The sequence below is a fragment of the Lachnoclostridium sp. An76 genome, from assembly GCF_002161355.1.
GTDB lineage: Bacteria > Bacillota > Clostridia > Lachnospirales > Lachnospiraceae > Mediterraneibacter > Mediterraneibacter caccavium.
Genome location: NZ_NFHL01000013.1, coordinates 22,751 through 40,014 on the forward strand (window position 1 = coordinate 22,751; position 17,264 = coordinate 40,014).

Sequence of the window (17,264 nt, forward strand, 5' to 3'; positions counted from 1 at the left end):
GGACGTAGTAAAATCCGATTTTACTACGTCCCCAATCGCATGGAATGTGAGATGAATTCGTGAAAAAGGTCCCGCATTTCCCGGGATGTGCGGTACATGCATTCGGGATGCCACTGTACTCCGATGGCAAACGGGTGGGAGTCCAGCTCGATCGCTTCGATCGTGCCGTCCTGCGCATGAGCGCTGACAGAGACGCCCCTGCCGGGGAAATTCACTGCCTGGTGGTGGAAGCTGTTTACATACAGGCAGGTGCCTGCGTACTGCCTCAGCCTGCTCCCGCGCTCGATACGGATGCGGTGGCTGACTTCGCTGCGGTTTGCCGACTGCTGCATATGATTCAGGACCCGGCCCGGGATCAGAGACATGTCCTGCCAGATCGTGCCGCCGCAGGCCACGCTTAAGATCTGCATCCCCCGGCAGATGGCAAGGACAGGCTTCCGTGACGTGAGCACCCGCTTCATGAGACGGATCTGGAAGAGATCCACAGTGATATCGGTCTTTCCGTTCCCCTCAGCAGGTTCCTCTCCAAAGAGAAGAGGGGTGATGTCTTCCCCTCCGCAGAAGAGGAAGCCATCGCAGAATCTGACATACTCATCTATGACGTGGTCGCTTCGCACAAGCGGAAGGATAAAAGGCAGTCCCCTGGAATACCGGACAGACTGGATATAGGGATTGGTCACAAACTGGCGGTTCTCAGAAAAGCCGCATACAATGATACCGATTTTTGGTTCCATAAGCACTCCTTATCGATTGAGATGATCTGCCGGAAGGCGGTCTGACGCGGGGGCCGGATAAATTTCCCTCTCAGGAATATCTGCGGCGCGCCGATGATATGATAGACTATGTAAAAAAACAGAAAATTATACATCAAAGGAGTTTTTTATGAAATGGATCGATCTGCACTGCGACACACTCAGCATTCTGGCGGAGAAAGGACGACCTGAGAAAAAGGGCGGAAAAGGCGGACTGTGGGAAAATGATCTGTGTGTTGATATACGGAGACTGCATGAGAGCGGCGCAGCGGCACAGTTTTTCGCATGCTATGTAAATGCCGCAGACTTTCGCGGCGGCTTCAAAGATGACCGCAGCGACGCGAAAGATGACCGCAGCGATGCAAAAGATGACCGCGGCGGCGCCAGAGACGATGCAGGAGAGGGCATGGAGAAGAGCTGGAGGACGGGACCTTTATGGGACCGGGCGTACAGAAAGGCGCTGACAATGGCAGACTATGCGTCGCGCGCCCAGGGAGAACGGTTCGGGCTCGCCCGCTCGGCGGAAGAGATCCTGCGCATGGAGAGAGAAAACAGGGTGGCCGGAGTCCTGACCGTGGAGGAGGGCGGCGTGCTGAACGGCAGGCCGGAGCGCCTGGAGGAACTGTATGCCAGGGGCGTGCGTCTGATCACGCTTACGTGGAATTATGAAAACTGTATCGGGAGTCCCAACAGCAGGGATCCGGAGATCATGCAGAGGGGGCTTACGCCATTCGGCATACAGACGGTGGAGCGGATGAATGACCTGGGAATGATCGTTGATGTGTCGCACCTGTCAGACGGAGGCTTCCGGGACTGTGTCCGCCGCAGCAAAAAAACGGTGATCGCATCTCACTCGAACGCCAGGGCGCTCTGTCCCCATCCCCGCAACCTGAGCGATGAGATGCTCCATGCCCTCGGGGAAAAAGGCGGCGTGGCGGGAGTAAATTTCTATGGGGCATTCTTAAGGCCTGCCGGGAAGCCGGCAGAGGATGACGGGGCGCAGGCCGAGGATATTGTCCGCCATATCCGGCATATGATGGACCAGGCCGGGGAGGATGCCGTGGCTCTGGGGACGGACTTTGACGGTTTTGACCGGGAGTCTCTCCCGTCAGGGATCCGCAGCGTCCAGGATATGGACGTCCTGTGGGATGCCATGAAGCGCGCCGGGTTTACGGAGCGCCAGATCGAGAAGACAGCGTATGGGAATGTGATGCGCATCCTGAAAGAATGCATCAGCTGATCCGAAGAAATTTGTGGTGCGTATGACTCCCGGGCGTGGTATGATGTATGGGAATGGGGTTTTGCACAAAATCATAGCTGCTAAAAGGAAGAGAGGTAAAAAATGGAAAACAAAAGAATCATCCAGGTAGAAGAGAAAGTACCATTTAAGCTGCTGGTGCCGCTGAGTATCCAGCATATGTTCGCCATGTTCGGCGCGTCCGTCCTGGTGCCCTTTGTATTCGGCATCAACCCTGCGGTCGTCCTGTTCATGAACGGTGTGGGTACCCTGCTTTTCATCCTGATCACAAAAGGAAGGGCGCCCGCTTATCTTGGCTCCAGCTTCGCGTTTCTCGCTCCGGCGGGTGTCGTGATCGCAAAGTGGGGATACAGTTACGCTTTGGGCGGATTTGTAGCCGTAGGTTTTCTGGGCTGTATCCTGGCGCTCATTATCTATAAGTTCGGTTCAGACTGGATCGACGTGGTCCTGCCGCCTGCGGCAATGGGGCCGGTAGTCGCTCTGATCGGCCTGGAGCTGGCGGGGAACGCTGCTTCCAATGCGGGGCTTTTGGATGAAACAATAGATCCGAAAAATGTGATCGTATTTCTTGTCACCCTGCTCACAGCAGTGCTCGGCTCCGTTGTGTTCCGGAAGTTCCTGGCAGTGATCCCGATCCTGATCGCCATTATCGCGGGGTACGCGGCGGCGTTGATCTGCGGCATCGTTGATTTCTCGAAAGTTATGGCTGCGCCGCTCTTTTCTCTGCCGAATTTCTCCCTGCCGAGCTTCAAATGGGAGGCGATCGTGATCGTCCTTCCGGTGCTCCTTGTGATCGCATCAGAGCATATCGGACATCAGATCGTCACGAGCAAGATCGTGGGGAGAGATCTTCTGAAAGATCCGGGGCTCCACCGTTCTCTGTTTGCGGATAATTTCTCCACGATGATCTCCGGCCTGATTGGCTCCGTGCCGACTACGACTTACGGAGAAAATATCGGGGTCATGGCAATGACAAAAGTATATAGTGTATACGTGATCGGGGGCGCGGCAGTGCTGTCTATTATCTGTTCCTTCATCGGGAAGATGACGACTCTGATCAATACGATCCCCGGGCCTGTGATCGGCGGGATCTCCTTCCTGCTCTACGGGATGATCGGGACATCCGGTATCCGTATCCTGGTAGATTCCAAAGTGGATTACGGACGTTCAAGAAATATGGCGATGACTTCCGTTATCTTTGTTGTCGGACTTTCCGGGATCAATGTACAGTTCGGCAGCATCCAGCTTACAGGAATGGTGCTGGCGTGCGTGGTCGGTATGATCATGGGCCTGACCTTTTATGTGCTGGACAAACTGAAACTTACGAATGACAGAGAAGAAGCCTGACACCCGGATTCTTCATCCAAACTTAAGAATTTGTTTCGAAAAAACGCTGCTTTTCTTTTTTATAATCTGCCTCAGTGGAAAGGAAGGCTGATCCTTTCCATGATCTTGAATGTTTAAGGAGGCGGACGATAAATGTCACAGCATTGGGTGGAGTACGCAGGAGAAGAAAGGAGAAAGGCTTATCCGTCAGACAGGCGCCGGAGAAAGAGGAAAAGACGGCGGGGCGGTTTTCTCAGGAGAATCGCGGCTGTACTGGTAGTCATTGCAGTGCTTTTTGCCCTGAAAAATGTGATCGGGGACCATCTTATACTGACGAGGGACGGGATTGCCTGGAGCGGGGATCTTGATCCTGTATATCAGCAGGCAGGGGATATGTCGGATACGCTGAGGCAGCTTGTAAAAAATAATCCGGAAACCATTGATTTTGTCCGGGATTATCAGGAGAAAAAGGATCTTCCGCCGGCAGAGGATATCGGAGAAGTGACGCCCGGTGTGATCCCTCATCTCCTCCAGTGGGACGAGAGATGGGGCTACCAGATATACGGGGACAATCTGATCGCGGTAAACGGATGCGGGCCGACTGTGATCTCCATGGTGGCGGCAGGGCTCACCGGAGACAATACGATCACTCCGTACAAGGTGGCAAAATTTGCGGAGCAGAACGGATATTATGAGGGAGACGCGGGAACGAGCTGGGCGCTGATGACAGAAGGAGCAGCGCAGTTCGGGATCCACGGGGAGGAGATGGGACTGAGCGAAGAGGCAGTCTTTTCCGCCCTGGAAAACGGCAGTCCCATCATATGCAGCATGGGCCCCGGGGATTTTACTACCACAGGCCACTTTATCGTACTTGTCGGGCTCGAAGACGGGAAGATCCGCGTCAACGACCCGAACAGTGTAAAGCGCAGCGAGAAGCTGTGGGATTTTGAGACACTGTACACACAGATCAGCAACCTCTGGGTCTATACGGCAGGGTAAGTCCTGCCCGGAAGACAGGGGCATAAAAACAGCGGCTGGCAGCACGATAGCTGTCAGCCGCTGTTTTTATGCCGCTGAACTGTGTTCAGACCCGGACTAATTTTTCCCCGTGAAGAGAGTCCCTGCCTGTCCGCCCCTGATGATATCATAGAGGGCTTCTGGTCTCTTGCCGTTGGTCACGATCGTATCGATGCCCTGGGAGGTGGCGAGCTGGGCTGCCTGCAGCTTTGTGCGCATGCCGCCGGTGCCTCTTCTGGAGCCTGCGCCTCCGGCAAGGGAGTATACGCTGTCATCGATGCAGTCGATCTTTTCGATCAGTCTGGCATTCGGGTGGAGCCTGGGATCGCTGTCGTAGAATCCGTCAATGTCGGAGAGGATCACGAGACGTTTTGCCCGGCAGAGGACGGCGACGACAGAGGAGAGCATGTCATTATCCCCGAAGAGCCTGTCCTCAGACTCGATCTCCGTGTAGCTTACAGAGTCATTTTCATTTACGATGGGGATGACGCCCATCTCCAGCAGGGCGTTGAAGGTGTTGGTCAGGTTTTCCTTTTTCTCTTCCTGCTCGATATCCTCTGCATTTAAGAGGATCTGTGCCACTGTCTTGTCATAATCCCCGAAAAACTTGTCGTACAGGTACATCAGGCTGCACTGGCCCACAGCGGCAGCGGCCTGTTTCATGCGCATGCTGTCCGGTTTTGAGTGCATACCGAGCTTGTTTCTTCCCACTGCGATGGCGCCGGATGACACGAGGATGACCTCGTATCCCATGTTGTGGATGTCAGCGAGTGTGCAGACCAGGCGGTCTGTGGCGCGCAGGTCGCTCTTTCCCGCATCGTTCGTCAGAGTGGATGTGCCTACCTTTACTACGATCCTGTTGTTATAAAGTCCCATGTTCTGTTTCCTCCCTGGGGTATTTTCCTGTTACTGTAAGCAGTAACATCTTAGTATAATATGTTTTTATAAGTCTTTTCTTTGACATATCAGCTTTTCTATCGTATCATACACCTAAAGATTACAAAAGCGAATAATTATCATCTGTAATATGACAAAATCAGATGATGAGCTGAAGACAGACTGTGTGACAGGATCAGATGGGAGGGGACGGTATGGATGGGAGCATCCAGAAATATCTTGCGTTTGTAAAGACTGTGGAGTGTGGGAGTTTTACCCGGGCCGCCGGTGTGCTCAATTATTCCCAGTCAGGCATCAGCCGCATGATCGGCGACCTGGAGAGGGAATGGCAGGTGACGCTGCTGGAGAGGGGAAAATCAGGAGTGCGCCTGACCAGCGAGGGGACGCGTCTCCTCCCATACGCGAAGCGCGTGTGCAGTGAGTACGAGAAGCTCCAGGCAGAGGTGGACGAGATCAACGGCCTGAAATCAGGGCTGATCCGGATCGGGACGTTTTCCAGCGTGGCGACCCACTGGCTGCCGAATATCATCCGGGAATTCCAGAAAGAATATCCCGGGATCGATTATGAGCTTATCCTGGGGGATTATACAGAGATTGAGACGTGGATCGAGGAAGGCCGGGTGGACTGCGGCTTCCTGCGGCTCCCTGCCCGGAAGGAGCTGGAATCGGTGTTCCTGGAGCAGGACCGGCTGCTGGTCGTGCTGCCGGAGGGACATCCCCTGGCAGCGCTGGAAAAGATCCCGGTATCCGCTCTCTGCGGGGAGCCGTTCATGCTCCTGGAAAAGGGGGCGAAGGCGGAAGTGTCGGAAATCTTCGAGAGAAACGGATTCACCCCCAGGGTGCATTTTACGACATGGGATGACTATGCGATCATGTCCATGGTAGAGAGCGGGCTGGGGATCAGCATCCTCCCGGAACTGATCCTGAAACGGATCCCGTACCGGGTCGTGGCGAGGGAACTGGAAATCCCGGCATACCGTAATATCGGCCTGGCCTGGAAGGAAAAGAAGGGGACGTCCCCAATGCTGAAGCGGTTTATGGAATATCTGGATTACCGATGAAATCTGTTGGCACAGCGCTTCCGCAAGGCTGTGTCTGTGCCTGCGGCAGCAGGGTCGGAGGATTTTACGTGGATTTAACGTGGATATAACTTTTCAGACTGCCAGGATACGATAAAATGAGTATAACCTTTCCGTGTATATTAGCTGTGCCCGGAAAGAATGTTAATCTGAGAGGGATATCATATGGTAAAAATTTATGTGCTGGATACAAATATCCTGATCCAGGCGCCCTATGCCATCGACCAGTTTGAGGATAATTCTGTCGTGCTGCCCATGGTCGTACTGGAAGAGCTGGATCATCTGAAAAAGGCGGAAGGAGAGATCGGGGCGAATGCCCGCAGGAGCATCCGCCGTCTGGAACAGCTCAGGCAGAAGGGAGACCTGCTCAGCGGTGTGGCGCTCGAAAGCGGAGGGGTGCTCCGGGTGGAAAAAAATTTTGTGGATGTGGAACTGCCGGAGGAACTGTCCGCAGAGGTGATGGATAACCGGATACTGAAGGTTTGCCTTGGACTTTCCGGGAAAAGTGAGGAGCAGGTGATCCTTGTCACAAAGGATATCCTCCTTCGGATCAAGGCGCAGATCCTTGGTATCTGTGCGGAAGATTTTACCACTGAGCAGGTGCTGGAACATGAAAATCAGTACAGCGGCAGATGTGAGATCTATGTGCCGGAAGCACTTTTTAAGGATTTTAAGAAAAAAGGCGTCCCGGCGGATATGGTCTATGCTGTTGATCAGCAGGGAGAGAGTTATGTGCCGGAACTGGTGGAAAACCAGTTTGTAATACTGAAAGCGGACCAATCCGCGAAAAAGACACATCTGGGCCGTGTGGAAAAGGGCGTGATCAAAAAGCTGGAGTACAGGAAGAGCTCTCCCTATGGGATCACACCGAGAAATGCAGGTCAGTATTTTCTCCAGGAGGCACTGATGCAGCCGGCAGATAAAGCGCCTCTTGTTATTGTGAAAGGTATGGCAGGGACGAGCAAGACATTTTATTCCCTTGCAGTAGGGCTTGAAAAACTTCTGAACCATCCGACAGGTGAATACCGCCGTATCCTGATCTGCCGCCCAAACGCCCAGTTTGATGATGATATCGGATTCCTTCCCGGGGATGAACAGGAGAAGATATCCCCGCTCATGCGGCCGATCATTGATAATCTTGAACAGCTTATTGATTCCAGCGAAGAAGAGAGGTATGATGATGAAGAGGAACTCCGGGGAAAGGTAGAGGAAATCTTTGCCAGGGGTCTGGTCCAGGCAGAGGCGCTGAATTTTATCCGCGGGCGTTCCATTGTAAAGACATACCTCATCATTGATGAGGCCCAGAACACAACACCAGATCAGATCAAGGGGATCATCACAAGAGCCGGAAAGGATACAAAGATCATTCTCCTTGGGGATCCGAACCAGATCGACCGGTCGTTTCTGGATGAGCGGACTAACGGGCTGAGTTATGCATCGGAACATATGAAGGGGAGCCCGCTGTGCTGGCAGATCACGATGAGCGCACAGGAGTGCGAGCGTTCTGCACTGGCAATGGAAGCGGTGAAGCGGCTGTAAGAGGACGGCTGCCAGGATTCTGCCGCAGAAAAAAGAGAGTCCTGAAAATGAGGATAACGGATCAAATTTTTAAAAGTATACTAAAAGGAGAGGTTATGGAAAAAATATACATGAACAGGGAATTGTCCTGGCTGAAATTTAATGAAAGAGTGCTGGAAGAGGCGGAAAATCCAGAGGTGCCTCTGTGCGAGCGCATGACCTTTGTCTCTATTTATCAGAGCAATCTGGATGAGTTTTTCATGGTCAGGGTCGGATCCCTCCAGGACCAGATGCTGCTCAATAAGAAGATCAGGGACAATAAGACCAATATGACCTCAGAGGAGCAGATCAAAGCAATCCTGAAAGAGGTAAAGAGACTGAATAAGAGGAAAGATGAGGCGTATCAGAATCTGATGGAAAAGGTCGCGGGATACGGCATACAGCTCATCAATTTCCAGAACGCGGACCCGGAGGAAAAGAAATATCTGGAGCAGCATTTTAACCGAAATATCGTGCCTTTAAGCTCCCCGACGATCGTGAGCAAACGCCAGCCGTTCCCGTTCCTGCGCAATAAAGATATCTACGCAGTGGTCGTCCTGGAGACGAGAAGCGGGAAGGAACGGCTGGGGATCATCCCGTGTACAAACAACATGGTCGAGAGGATGATCGAACTGCCGGGAGGCAGAGGGCGGTACATGCTCTCGGAAGACCTGATCCTGCACTATATCGGAAAAGTATTTAAAGGCTACAAAGTGAAAGGCAAATCACTGATCCGCGTGGTAAGAAATGCAGATATTGATGCCGATGCCCTCTATGATGAAGATCTGGATTACAGAGAATTCATGGCGGATCTTATGAAGGAGAGGAAGAAGCTGTCCCCTGTCCGCCTGGACCTGTCCAGGGATATGGAAGGAAATGTGGTAGAATCGCTCTGCCGGTATCTGGATGTATCCCCGGAGAGAGTGTTTAAGAGCAGAGCTCCGCTGGATGTGTCCTTTATCTTCCAGATCCAGGATCTGCTGCGCATGAACCCGGAGCTCTTTTACAATAAGAGAGTCCCGCAGAAATCGCCGGACTTCCGCGACGGAGAGAGCATACTGGAGCAGATCAGACAGGAGGACAAACTGCTGTCCTATCCGTATGAGTCGATCCGTCCTTTCCTGAATATGCTCAACGAGGCGGCTGAGGACGACCGGGTGGTGTCCATCAAGATGACGCTGTACCGCCTGGCTAAGCAGAGCAAGGTGATAGAGGCGCTGTGCGAGGCGGCGGAGAACGGGAAGGAAGTCGTCGTGCTCGTGGAGCTGAGAGCCCGCTTTGACGAGGAAAATAATATCCGCTGGTCCCGGATGCTGGAGAAGGCGGGATGCCAGATCATCTACGGACTGGAAGGGTTTAAGGTGCATTCCAAGCTCTGCCTGATCACAAGGCGCGGGCGCGACGGCGTGGAGTATATCACACAGATCGGTACAGGCAATTATAATGAAAAGACAGCGCGCCTGTACACAGACCTTTCCCTTATGACCGCGGATGAAAAGATCGGGCTGGAAGCGGCGCGCGTGTTCCAGGCGCTGACCAAGGGAGAGACAGTGGAAGAGTCCGAACATCTCCTTGTGGCACCGAAATGTCTCCAGTCAAAAGTGATCGATATGATCGACGAAGAGATCCGCCGCGTACAGAACGGTGAGGAAGCGTATATCGGGCTGAAGCTCAACTCGCTTACAGATAAGAAGATCATGGATAAGCTGGCAGAGGCTTCACGCGCGGGCGTACATGTCGATATGATCGTGAGAGGCATCTGCTGCCTGATCCCGGGCGTGCCGGGCGAGACAGAGAATATCCGGGTCATCAGCATTGTCGGAAGATTCCTGGAACACTCCAGGATCTATATCTTCGGATGTGGAGAGAGGACGAAGTATTATATCGGGTCTGCGGATTTTATGACCAGGAATACGGTGAAGCGGGTGGAAGTGGCGGCACCGGTCTATTCAGAAAAGCTGAAAAAGCGCATACGCGGGATCTTCGACCTGATGCTCAGCGACAATAAGAAAGCGCGCATAGAAGGAAGCGACGGGAAATATACTTACGTGAAATGCGAGGGAGAGCCTGTCAATTCCCAGGAGCGCCTGTATCAGGAAGCGTATGACAGAGCGGCATCAAGATAAGATACATCAGGGCAAGATACCTCAAGGTAAGATGCATCAAGGTAAGGTGATAGGATGATATTTAAGTTTGGCGAACAACTGATACCGATGAAACTGTCGGACTGGGAATCAGATCCCGGTCCGGCGGTTTTTGTGACGGATTCCAGGCATGCGGAAGAGGTGCTGTCTAAGGCGGGGATCGTGTATGAGAATGAGATCCATGTGTCCAAGATCGGGTTCTGCCGTCTGGAGAACCAGCAGGACTGCGTGGTGGGGACTCTGTGTATCCCGAAACTCCTGGATGTACTGGGAAGCAGGTACAGGATGTATTTCTTTGTGAACAGGGCAAATGTAGTGATCGTGGATGACGAGGATTTCTCTATCCGTCTGATCCGCAGGATCCAGCAGAAAAGGACCCATCAGGGAGAGACAAAAGAACGGTTCCTCTACAACTATATCGCAGAGTTCATCAGCCGCGACCTGGAGATGCTGGTGGCGTATGAGCGGCGCCTGCTCAGGATGGAAGAGGATGTGAGCCAGGAGCACATCGCAAATTTCCAGAATAAGCTCATGCCTATCCGCAGGGAGCTGCTGAACCTTCGCAGTTATTATGACGAGATCATGGACCTGAGCAAAGAGCTGGAGGAAAATGAAAACGGGTTCTTCCTTAAGAAACACCTGAAATATTTCGGGACGCTCACAGACCGGGCGGACCGGCTTATGAGCCGGACGAACCATCTCCTGGAATACGCCCAGCAGGTTAAAGAGGCATACCAGGCGCAGATCGACGCCAGGCAGAACAGCAACATGCAGTACCTGACCGTGATCTCCACCATCTTCTTTCCGCTGACCCTGATCACCGGGTGGTTCGGAATGAACTTTCAGGATATGCCCGGGTTAAAGGATGGCTATCCGTGGGTCGTCGCGCTGAGCATCATCGTGCTCGCCGGGTGTATCATCATATTCAAGAAAAAGCACATTCTGTAAATACAGATTTTCAGTCGTCCCCGCTATATCCACTGTCTCCGGAAGTGTCGTATCCGCTGTCTCCTTCTGCGTTATACCCGCTGTCCCCGGATCCGCCGGAAGGCGATGCCGGCTGCTGGGGCTGGACAGGAGTGGACGGAGCAGGAGATTCCTGGACCGGCTGTTCAGGCGCTGCGGGTTCCTCGTCCTGGGCGCCGGGGATGGGGATCGTGACAGACTGGGGGTCCTGAAGGAACTGACCGTCCCCTGTGTCAAGGTCGATCGTCCCGGTCAGGATCTCAACGGTGACAGACTCGCTACGCAGATGCTCGTTGAGAGCGCCGGCAACGCTGTGCTCGGTCTGGGATGTCCATTTTGAACTTTCGGAATCCGCAAGGATTCCGATCTGTCCCCCGTCTTTCAGAAACTCCATCTGCACGGCAAGGTCTGCCAGTCCGCTGGCTGCTTTTTCTGCACTTTCCCCTTTGTAGTCATAGCTTTCGGCCAGGACTTCGCCATCTGCGTTGAGGCCCTGCAGATCCAGTACGCGGCCGGAACGGCTCAGCGTCATTTCTATAAGAGGATTGATCTGCATCTGCATCGTCCCGTAGGGAACATACAGGTACTGATATTCATAGACGCCGAATGCGCCCAGACATATGCACGCGGCCAGGCCTGCTGTCAGACGGATGATCTGCCTGCGTTTTTCAGCCCTGTCTGAAGGATAGATCAGAGGGACGATGTCCCGGACAGTATCGCCGGTCTGGTATCCTTTGTTTGCGGCCTTGATATATCGTCCGCTGTTATCCAGAAGGACTGCGTATGCGGTGTGGACTTTCATGACCAGATAAGTAGTGTCTTTTTTCATTTTCAGCTCCGTTTCTGCCGTGTACAGCGTGAATGTCTTTCAGGAGGACAGATGGTAGAGGTGTCCCCGGATGATCTCGTAACCGTTTGTAAATGCGAGCAGGACCGCGATAAGATATTTTCGGTGCCGTTCCAGTGTCTTTTTGTCAGTCCCTGATTTTTCCGCCAGAGATGAGATCGGGAGTTTTTTGGATTCGAGCAGTATGTCAAAGATTTCCGGGTGGAGCTTTGCAGCGGCCAGTACTTTCTGACAGGATGCCAGCGTACGTCCCTGCCGGGGACAGTTGTCTGCTACTTCGGAAAATGTGATGCCGAATTCCCCCAGTTGACGCTCAAATTCTTCAATCTCTTCCCGCGCGGCGGCCCGCCTGTGCGAAGCCTCGATCTCATTCTTCGGGTCTTCCAGGCGGTCCAGCTTTGAGATATCATCGTCCTCATCCTGAAGAGGTGCATGCAGGGAAATGACTTTTGCGTGCTTTTTTTCTTTTCTGTAATGGTCGATCATACGGTTTCGGATGCCGCGGGACGCATAGGAAAGAAATGCTCCACGGTTCTGCTCGTATCCCAGTATCGCTTCATAAAAAGCAAGCATGGCGATGCTCAGCTCTTCATCCTGTCCGTCAATGGGAGCGCGTTTGATAAATTTCGCTGTCTCTGCGCGGATAAAACCCATATACTGCCGGATCAGGGCATCTGCCGCTTCGGGATCTGTCCTGGCGGCCTGCACACGTCCGACAAGATCCTGTACTTCGTTCATTCGTAATTCCCTCCTATTTCCTCCCTATTTATAGTATACGTAAAGAGATTCTCTTTTCAGGGGTGTGCACTTGGAAAATTGTCGGTTCATTATATCTTTTTCGTGTAAAAATGATGTTAAATATAGATTAAATCTAAGAAAAGCTGCGGACAGAAAAATCATTTTTCAGATATAATTAAAAAAATTTTTGTTTCGACCCCGTTTTTGGGATCAGGACTGCGTAATCTACATCATAACCCGAAACAAAATCACAAAAAGGAGAGAAAGAGTTATGACGAGAAAACACATGATCACAACACTTGCAGCAGTATTGACAGTTGGGCTTATGGGAGGCATTCTTGCAGGATGCGGAAGCAGACAGCCGGCCCCGGCATCCGGGACGGCACAGACAGAGACACAGGAGAAAAGCGGAGTCATCTGTCTGAAGGTGAATCCGGAGATCGCAGTCTCTTATGATGAGGCCGGAATGGTAACAGGCATTGAAGGCAGAAATGATGATGGAAAAAATCTCGCGGCAGATTACAGCGGATATGAAGGAAGGCCCTGCCGGGATGTGATCAAAGAGCTGGTCGCTAAGATCAATGATGCGGGATACTTTGTGGAAGAAGCGGACGGCAGCGCGAGAAAGATCACCCTGGAGATTGGAACAGGTTCTTATCTCCCGGAAGAGAATTTCCTCAACCATATCGTAGCAGGGATCCAGGAATATACTTCTTCGGTCCAGATGAACAGCCCGGTTGAAGTCGCAGGAGAGAGCACTTACGGATGGACGGATTACGGTGATACGGATTACGGCCCGGACAACGACGGTGTGACAGATTACAATGATACAGATTACGGTCCGAACAATGACGGCGTGACGGATTACAATGATACGGACTACGGCCCGAACAACGACGGCGTGACGGATTACAATGACACAGACTACGGCCCGAACAACGATGGTGTGACAGATTACAGCGCGCCGGCCCCGGCTCCCGCGCCGACTCCTGCTCCTGCTCCGGCAGCGCCGTCCGGAGGCGACTCCGGCTATGGTGATTCCGGTTATAGTGACTCCGGATACGGGGATTCCGGTTATGGGGATTCCGGCTATGACGACTGATCAGACAGGGAAAGAGGGGCTGTCAGAGAAGCACGGCCAGGCTGTGAAGATCGATAAAACGCCGGCTGCATTCCGGCATGAGCTGAAGCATATGGTGACCCCGGCGGAAGATGCGGTGCTTGCATCCAGGCTGAGCAGGCTGTTCCGCCGGGACAGCCATGCAGGGAAAAATGGAGTATACCGGGTGAACAGCCTGTATTTTGACACTCCGGATGACAAAGCTCTCGCGCAGAAGGCCGCGGGGGTGAGTGACAGGGAAAAGTTCCGGCTGAGATATTATGACCGGGATCTGACATTCCTCAGGCTGGAAAAGAAGATAAAGAGAGGCGGGCTGTGTTCCAAACGCAGCGCCCGCCTTACACAGGAGCAGGCGCATCAGCTGCTTTCCGGGAAAATCGGTTTCCTTTTGGAGAGTGCGGATCCGCTCCTGACCGAGCTTTACGCGAAGATGAAAGGGCAGCTCCTGCGACCGAAGACCATTGTCAGCTATGAGCGCGAGGCATTTGTATATGCCCCGGGCAATGTGCGGATCACACTGGACCGGGATCTGCATACAGGGCTTTTCAGCACGGATTTTCTGGATCCGGGCCGAATGCACGTGCCCGCGGCAGGATGTACTGTGCTGGAAGTGAAATATGATGCATTTCTGCCGGATCTTGTGAGGCTGGCAGTGCAGACCCCGGACAGAAAGACAGGCGCATACTCCAAATATGCAGTGTGCCGAAAATACGGATAATGAAAGGTGAATGAGAAATGACATTTCAGGATATATTCAAATCCTCTTTTCTGGAAAATATAAGCGCGGTATCTGTGCTGGATATGACGCTTGCCCTGATCCTCGCTTTTGCTCTCGGGCTTTTTATCTTTTTGATCTATAAGAAGAGTTACTGCGGCCTGATGTATTCAGCGGCATTCGGCGTGACGCTCATAACCCTGACTTTGATCACTACGCTTTTGATGCTGGCTGTCACGAGCAATATCGTCCTCTCTCTTGGTATGGTCGGAGCTCTGTCCATCGTCAGATTCCGGACAGCGATCAAAGAGCCTATGGATATCGCGTTCCTTTTCTGGAGCATTGCCGCAGGCATTGTCCTGGCAGCCGGATTTATCCCGCTTGCCGTGTTCGGGAGCGTTTTTATCGGTCTGGTGCTGCTGGTCTTCGCGGGGAGAAAAAATCTGGAGCGCCCGTATATCCTTGTCGTACACTGCCAGACAGATTCCCAGGAAAAGGAAGTGGAAGCGTACATAAAAGATCAGGTCAAAGCGCTTTCATTAAAGAGCAAGACAGTTACGCCGGGGTGTATAGAGCTGAATTATGAGGTGCGGTTCCGGGAAGGCGAGGCAGAGTTTGTCAATGCAGTTGCCGGGATGGAAGGCGTGACACACACGGTTCTTGTGTCATACAACGGCGATTATATGGGGTAGCATATTATGCTGAAGCACAGATATACAGACTGGATCTGTATCATGGCAGCCGCTGCGGCGTGTATACTGGCGGGAGTATTCCTGTTTGCAGAAAGGCTGGGCATACAGCCGCGTTATTCGGAGCCCGGATATGCGACAAGACTGTTTGACGACAGTTATGTGCACACGGTGGATATTCAGATCGATGACTGGGAAGCATTCCTCGCGGCGGCTCCGGAAGAAATATATACAGAGTGCGACGTGGAGATCGACGGAGAGACTTTTTCTTCCGTGGGCCTGCGCGCCAAGGGGAATAATTCGCTCAGGCTTGTCAATGAATACGGCCTGCAGCGCTACAGCCTGAAGATCGAGTTTGACCATTTTCAGGACGGGAATACATATTACGGACTGGATAAGCTTTCCCTTGACTCTTCTTATCAGGACAACAGTTACATGAAAAATTACCTCGCATACGATATGATGGACTATATGGAGGTGCCGTCTCCTCTGTGCAGCTATGTATGGGTCACGGTCAACGGGAATGACTGGGGACTGTTCCTGGCTGTAGAGGAGCCGGAGGAGGCGTTTGCGAGACGGAACTTCGGAGCAGGTCACGGGAAACTTTACAAGCCGGACTACCGTTCGCTGGAAGAGGAAAACCGGGATGTTGCCCTGCAGTATATGTCAGAAGATCCTGCGGATTATGACAACATTTTCCGAAATGCCAGATTTGAGACTGACACAGAGGACCAGACTCGGCTGATCCGGGCGCTGCGGATATTGTCAGAAGGAGTGGATCTGGAACAGGCGGTGGATACAGATGAAGTGCTCAGATATTTTACAGTACAGGTATTTGTAGTGAATCTGGACAGTTACCTGGGAAGGACGGGACATAATTACTTTCTGTACGAAGAGGATGGGATCATCAGCATACTTCCCTGGGATTATAATCTGGCGTTCGCCACATATTCTCTGGGAATGCCGGACCCTGTCAATGATGCGCAGCTGTATATCAATTATCCGATCGATACTCCGGCAGCGGGAGAGATCATGAAAAACCGCCCTCTCTATCATAACCTGATGAAACACGATGAATATTTTTCCATGTACCACACCTATTTTGACGAGTTTATCAGCGGGTATTTTGAGAGCGGATATTTTGAAAAAAAGACAGCGGAGACCGCTAAGTTGATCGCACCTTATGTAAAACAGGATCCCACGGCATTCTGCTCCTATGATGAATTCCTTACCGGCGTGCAGACGATCACGGATTTCTGCCTGCTGCGCGCGGAAAGCGTAAGAGGTCAGCTTGAGGGAGAGATCCCCTCTACGATCCGGGGACAGCTGGAGGATACCAAAAGCCGGATAGACGGATCCGGGGTGTGGCTGCCGGATATGGGGGAACTGTCAGACTTAAAACGGTAAATCTGTATTTGTGAGGGAGCCTTCCTGTTGGCTAAACGTCCGAAAACAGTGAAGCGCAGTTATAGAAGACGTATTCAGCACGGGTGTGTGGGTGGCTTCGGCTCCGGGGCTCCGTGGCAGCAAAAACTAAGAAATCCGGGACTATGCTAAAGTCAGAAAGCAGCAGGGAGCAACTCGCCTTTGGCTCAGACAAGCCCCCTGCTGCTTTCAACGCATAGTTCCGGATTTCAAGTTTTTTCAAGCCCCTCCGCAGTCACCTCAGACACCCACACACCCGTGCTGAAAGGTTTTCGAAAAAGGCGCTTCGCTGTTTTCTGGTTTTGCTCAAGACGGAAGGTCCCCGACAAATGCAGCATTTCAAAACGCGGCGAGAAGGGAACTCTCCCGGCAAAAGGCAACCCATCTCCCGAAAGTCCACAGTATCTTCCGTCTTGGATAAATTCCTGTTCCGCCGCTGAAGCTCCCCTCTGACCCACCTTTTGAAATCCTGCATTTGCCTGCGGGGACCTTCCGATCGGATGTGCGCAGAAAACCGCTCCTTTGATGCACCTTTCGCGGCGGACGGGGATATGGCGACGGTGACTTGGAGTAATCTGATGGAAAGACTTAAAAGAATGGGATGCGGCGTTAATTTCAAAGCGGATGCCTGAGCCGCAGGCGAATCTTCCGCTTTGAAATTGTCCTTAGCCGTATCCCATTCTTTTTACGTCTTTCCCAGATTACGGAACCGGAACCTGAGCCATATCCCCGTC

General features: G+C 52.5%; 16 protein-coding genes. 12 read left to right on the plus strand and 4 right to left on the minus strand.

Annotated features, from left to right (window positions below; translation table 11 throughout):
* Positions 1-23 precede the first annotated feature (23 nt).
* Positions 24-734 carry a gamma-glutamyl-gamma-aminobutyrate hydrolase family protein gene (locus tag B5G27_RS15225; RefSeq protein WP_087179697.1) on the minus strand — a complete coding sequence of 237 codons (711 nt, stop codon included), beginning with the start codon at positions 732-734 and terminating at the stop codon, positions 24-26.
* A 148-nt stretch (positions 735-882) separates the two neighbouring features.
* Here B5G27_RS15225 and B5G27_RS15230 point away from each other — a divergent pair, with 148 nt between their 5' ends.
* From B5G27_RS15230 to B5G27_RS15240, 3 genes are all read left to right on the plus strand, one after another.
* On the plus strand, positions 883-1,992 hold the full coding sequence (locus B5G27_RS15230) for a dipeptidase (protein WP_087179698.1): 1,110 nt from the start codon (positions 883-885) through the stop codon (positions 1,990-1,992).
* A gap of 102 nt (positions 1,993-2,094) precedes the next feature.
* The gene (gene uraA, locus B5G27_RS15235) at positions 2,095-3,357 is read left to right on the plus strand and encodes a uracil permease (RefSeq protein ID WP_087179699.1); all 1,263 of its coding nucleotides are present in this window, start codon (positions 2,095-2,097) and stop codon (positions 3,355-3,357) included.
* A gap of 132 nt (positions 3,358-3,489) precedes the next feature.
* Positions 3,490-4,335 carry a C39 family peptidase gene (locus tag B5G27_RS15240; RefSeq protein ID WP_087179700.1) on the plus strand — a complete coding sequence of 282 codons (846 nt, stop codon included), beginning with the start codon at positions 3,490-3,492 and terminating at the stop codon, positions 4,333-4,335.
* Between the two features lie 96 nt (positions 4,336-4,431).
* Here B5G27_RS15240 and proB read toward each other — a convergent pair whose 3' ends face one another.
* Entirely contained in the window at positions 4,432-5,229 is a 798-nt protein-coding gene (gene proB / locus B5G27_RS15245) for a glutamate 5-kinase (RefSeq protein WP_087179701.1), read from the minus strand.
* Between the two features lie 215 nt (positions 5,230-5,444).
* Between proB and B5G27_RS15250 the strand changes: the two genes are divergently transcribed.
* The 4 genes from B5G27_RS15250 to B5G27_RS15265 all read left to right on the plus strand — a co-directional run bounded on the left by B5G27_RS15250 (position 5,445) and on the right by B5G27_RS15265 (position 10,978).
* A complete protein-coding gene (locus B5G27_RS15250) occupies positions 5,445-6,311 on the plus strand; it encodes a LysR family transcriptional regulator (protein ID WP_087179702.1) in 867 nt (288 codons plus the stop codon).
* 183 nt (positions 6,312-6,494) lie between these two features.
* Positions 6,495-7,868, plus strand: coding sequence for a PhoH family protein (locus B5G27_RS15255; RefSeq protein ID WP_087179703.1), 1,374 nt, complete (start codon positions 6,495-6,497; stop codon positions 7,866-7,868).
* A gap of 95 nt (positions 7,869-7,963) precedes the next feature.
* A complete protein-coding gene (ppk1, locus tag B5G27_RS15260) occupies positions 7,964-10,012 on the plus strand; it encodes a polyphosphate kinase 1 (protein WP_087179704.1) in 2,049 nt (682 codons plus the stop codon).
* Positions 10,013-10,066: 54 nt separating this feature from the next.
* Entirely contained in the window at positions 10,067-10,978 is a 912-nt protein-coding gene (locus tag B5G27_RS15265) for a magnesium transporter CorA family protein (RefSeq protein ID WP_087179705.1), read from the plus strand.
* Between the two features lie 10 nt (positions 10,979-10,988).
* Here B5G27_RS15265 and B5G27_RS15270 read toward each other — a convergent pair whose 3' ends face one another.
* Both B5G27_RS15270 and B5G27_RS15275 read right to left on the minus strand, forming a co-directional pair.
* Entirely contained in the window at positions 10,989-11,825 is an 837-nt protein-coding gene (locus B5G27_RS15270; RefSeq protein WP_087179706.1) for an anti-sigma-I factor RsgI family protein, read from the minus strand.
* A 39-nt stretch (positions 11,826-11,864) separates the two neighbouring features.
* On the minus strand, positions 11,865-12,581 hold the full coding sequence (locus B5G27_RS15275; RefSeq protein ID WP_087179707.1) for a sigma factor: 717 nt from the start codon (positions 12,579-12,581) through the stop codon (positions 11,865-11,867).
* A 271-nt stretch (positions 12,582-12,852) separates the two neighbouring features.
* Between B5G27_RS15275 and B5G27_RS15280 the strand changes: the two genes are divergently transcribed.
* The 5 genes from B5G27_RS15280 (at position 12,853) to B5G27_RS16685 (ending at position 17,162) form a co-directional block, all read left to right on the plus strand.
* Complete coding sequence (locus tag B5G27_RS15280) at positions 12,853-13,683, plus strand: anti-sigma-I factor RsgI family protein (protein ID WP_087179708.1); 831 nt, start codon at positions 12,853-12,855, stop codon at positions 13,681-13,683.
* Positions 13,673-14,419 (plus strand): polyphosphate polymerase domain-containing protein, encoded by a 747-nt coding sequence (locus tag B5G27_RS15285; protein ID WP_087179709.1) that lies wholly within the window; start codon positions 13,673-13,675, stop codon positions 14,417-14,419. The genes B5G27_RS15280 and B5G27_RS15285 overlap by 11 nt, the downstream gene beginning before the upstream one ends.
* A 17-nt stretch (positions 14,420-14,436) precedes the next feature.
* Complete coding sequence (locus tag B5G27_RS15290) at positions 14,437-15,108, plus strand: DUF4956 domain-containing protein (RefSeq protein ID WP_087179710.1); 672 nt, start codon at positions 14,437-14,439, stop codon at positions 15,106-15,108.
* Positions 15,109-15,114: 6 nt separating this feature from the next.
* Entirely contained in the window at positions 15,115-16,512 is a 1,398-nt protein-coding gene (locus B5G27_RS15295; RefSeq protein WP_087179711.1) for a CotH kinase family protein, read from the plus strand.
* 518 nt (positions 16,513-17,030) lie between these two features.
* Entirely contained in the window at positions 17,031-17,162 is a 132-nt protein-coding gene (locus B5G27_RS16685; RefSeq protein ID WP_275533014.1) for a hypothetical protein, read from the plus strand.
* Positions 17,163-17,264: the final 102 nt, after the last annotated feature.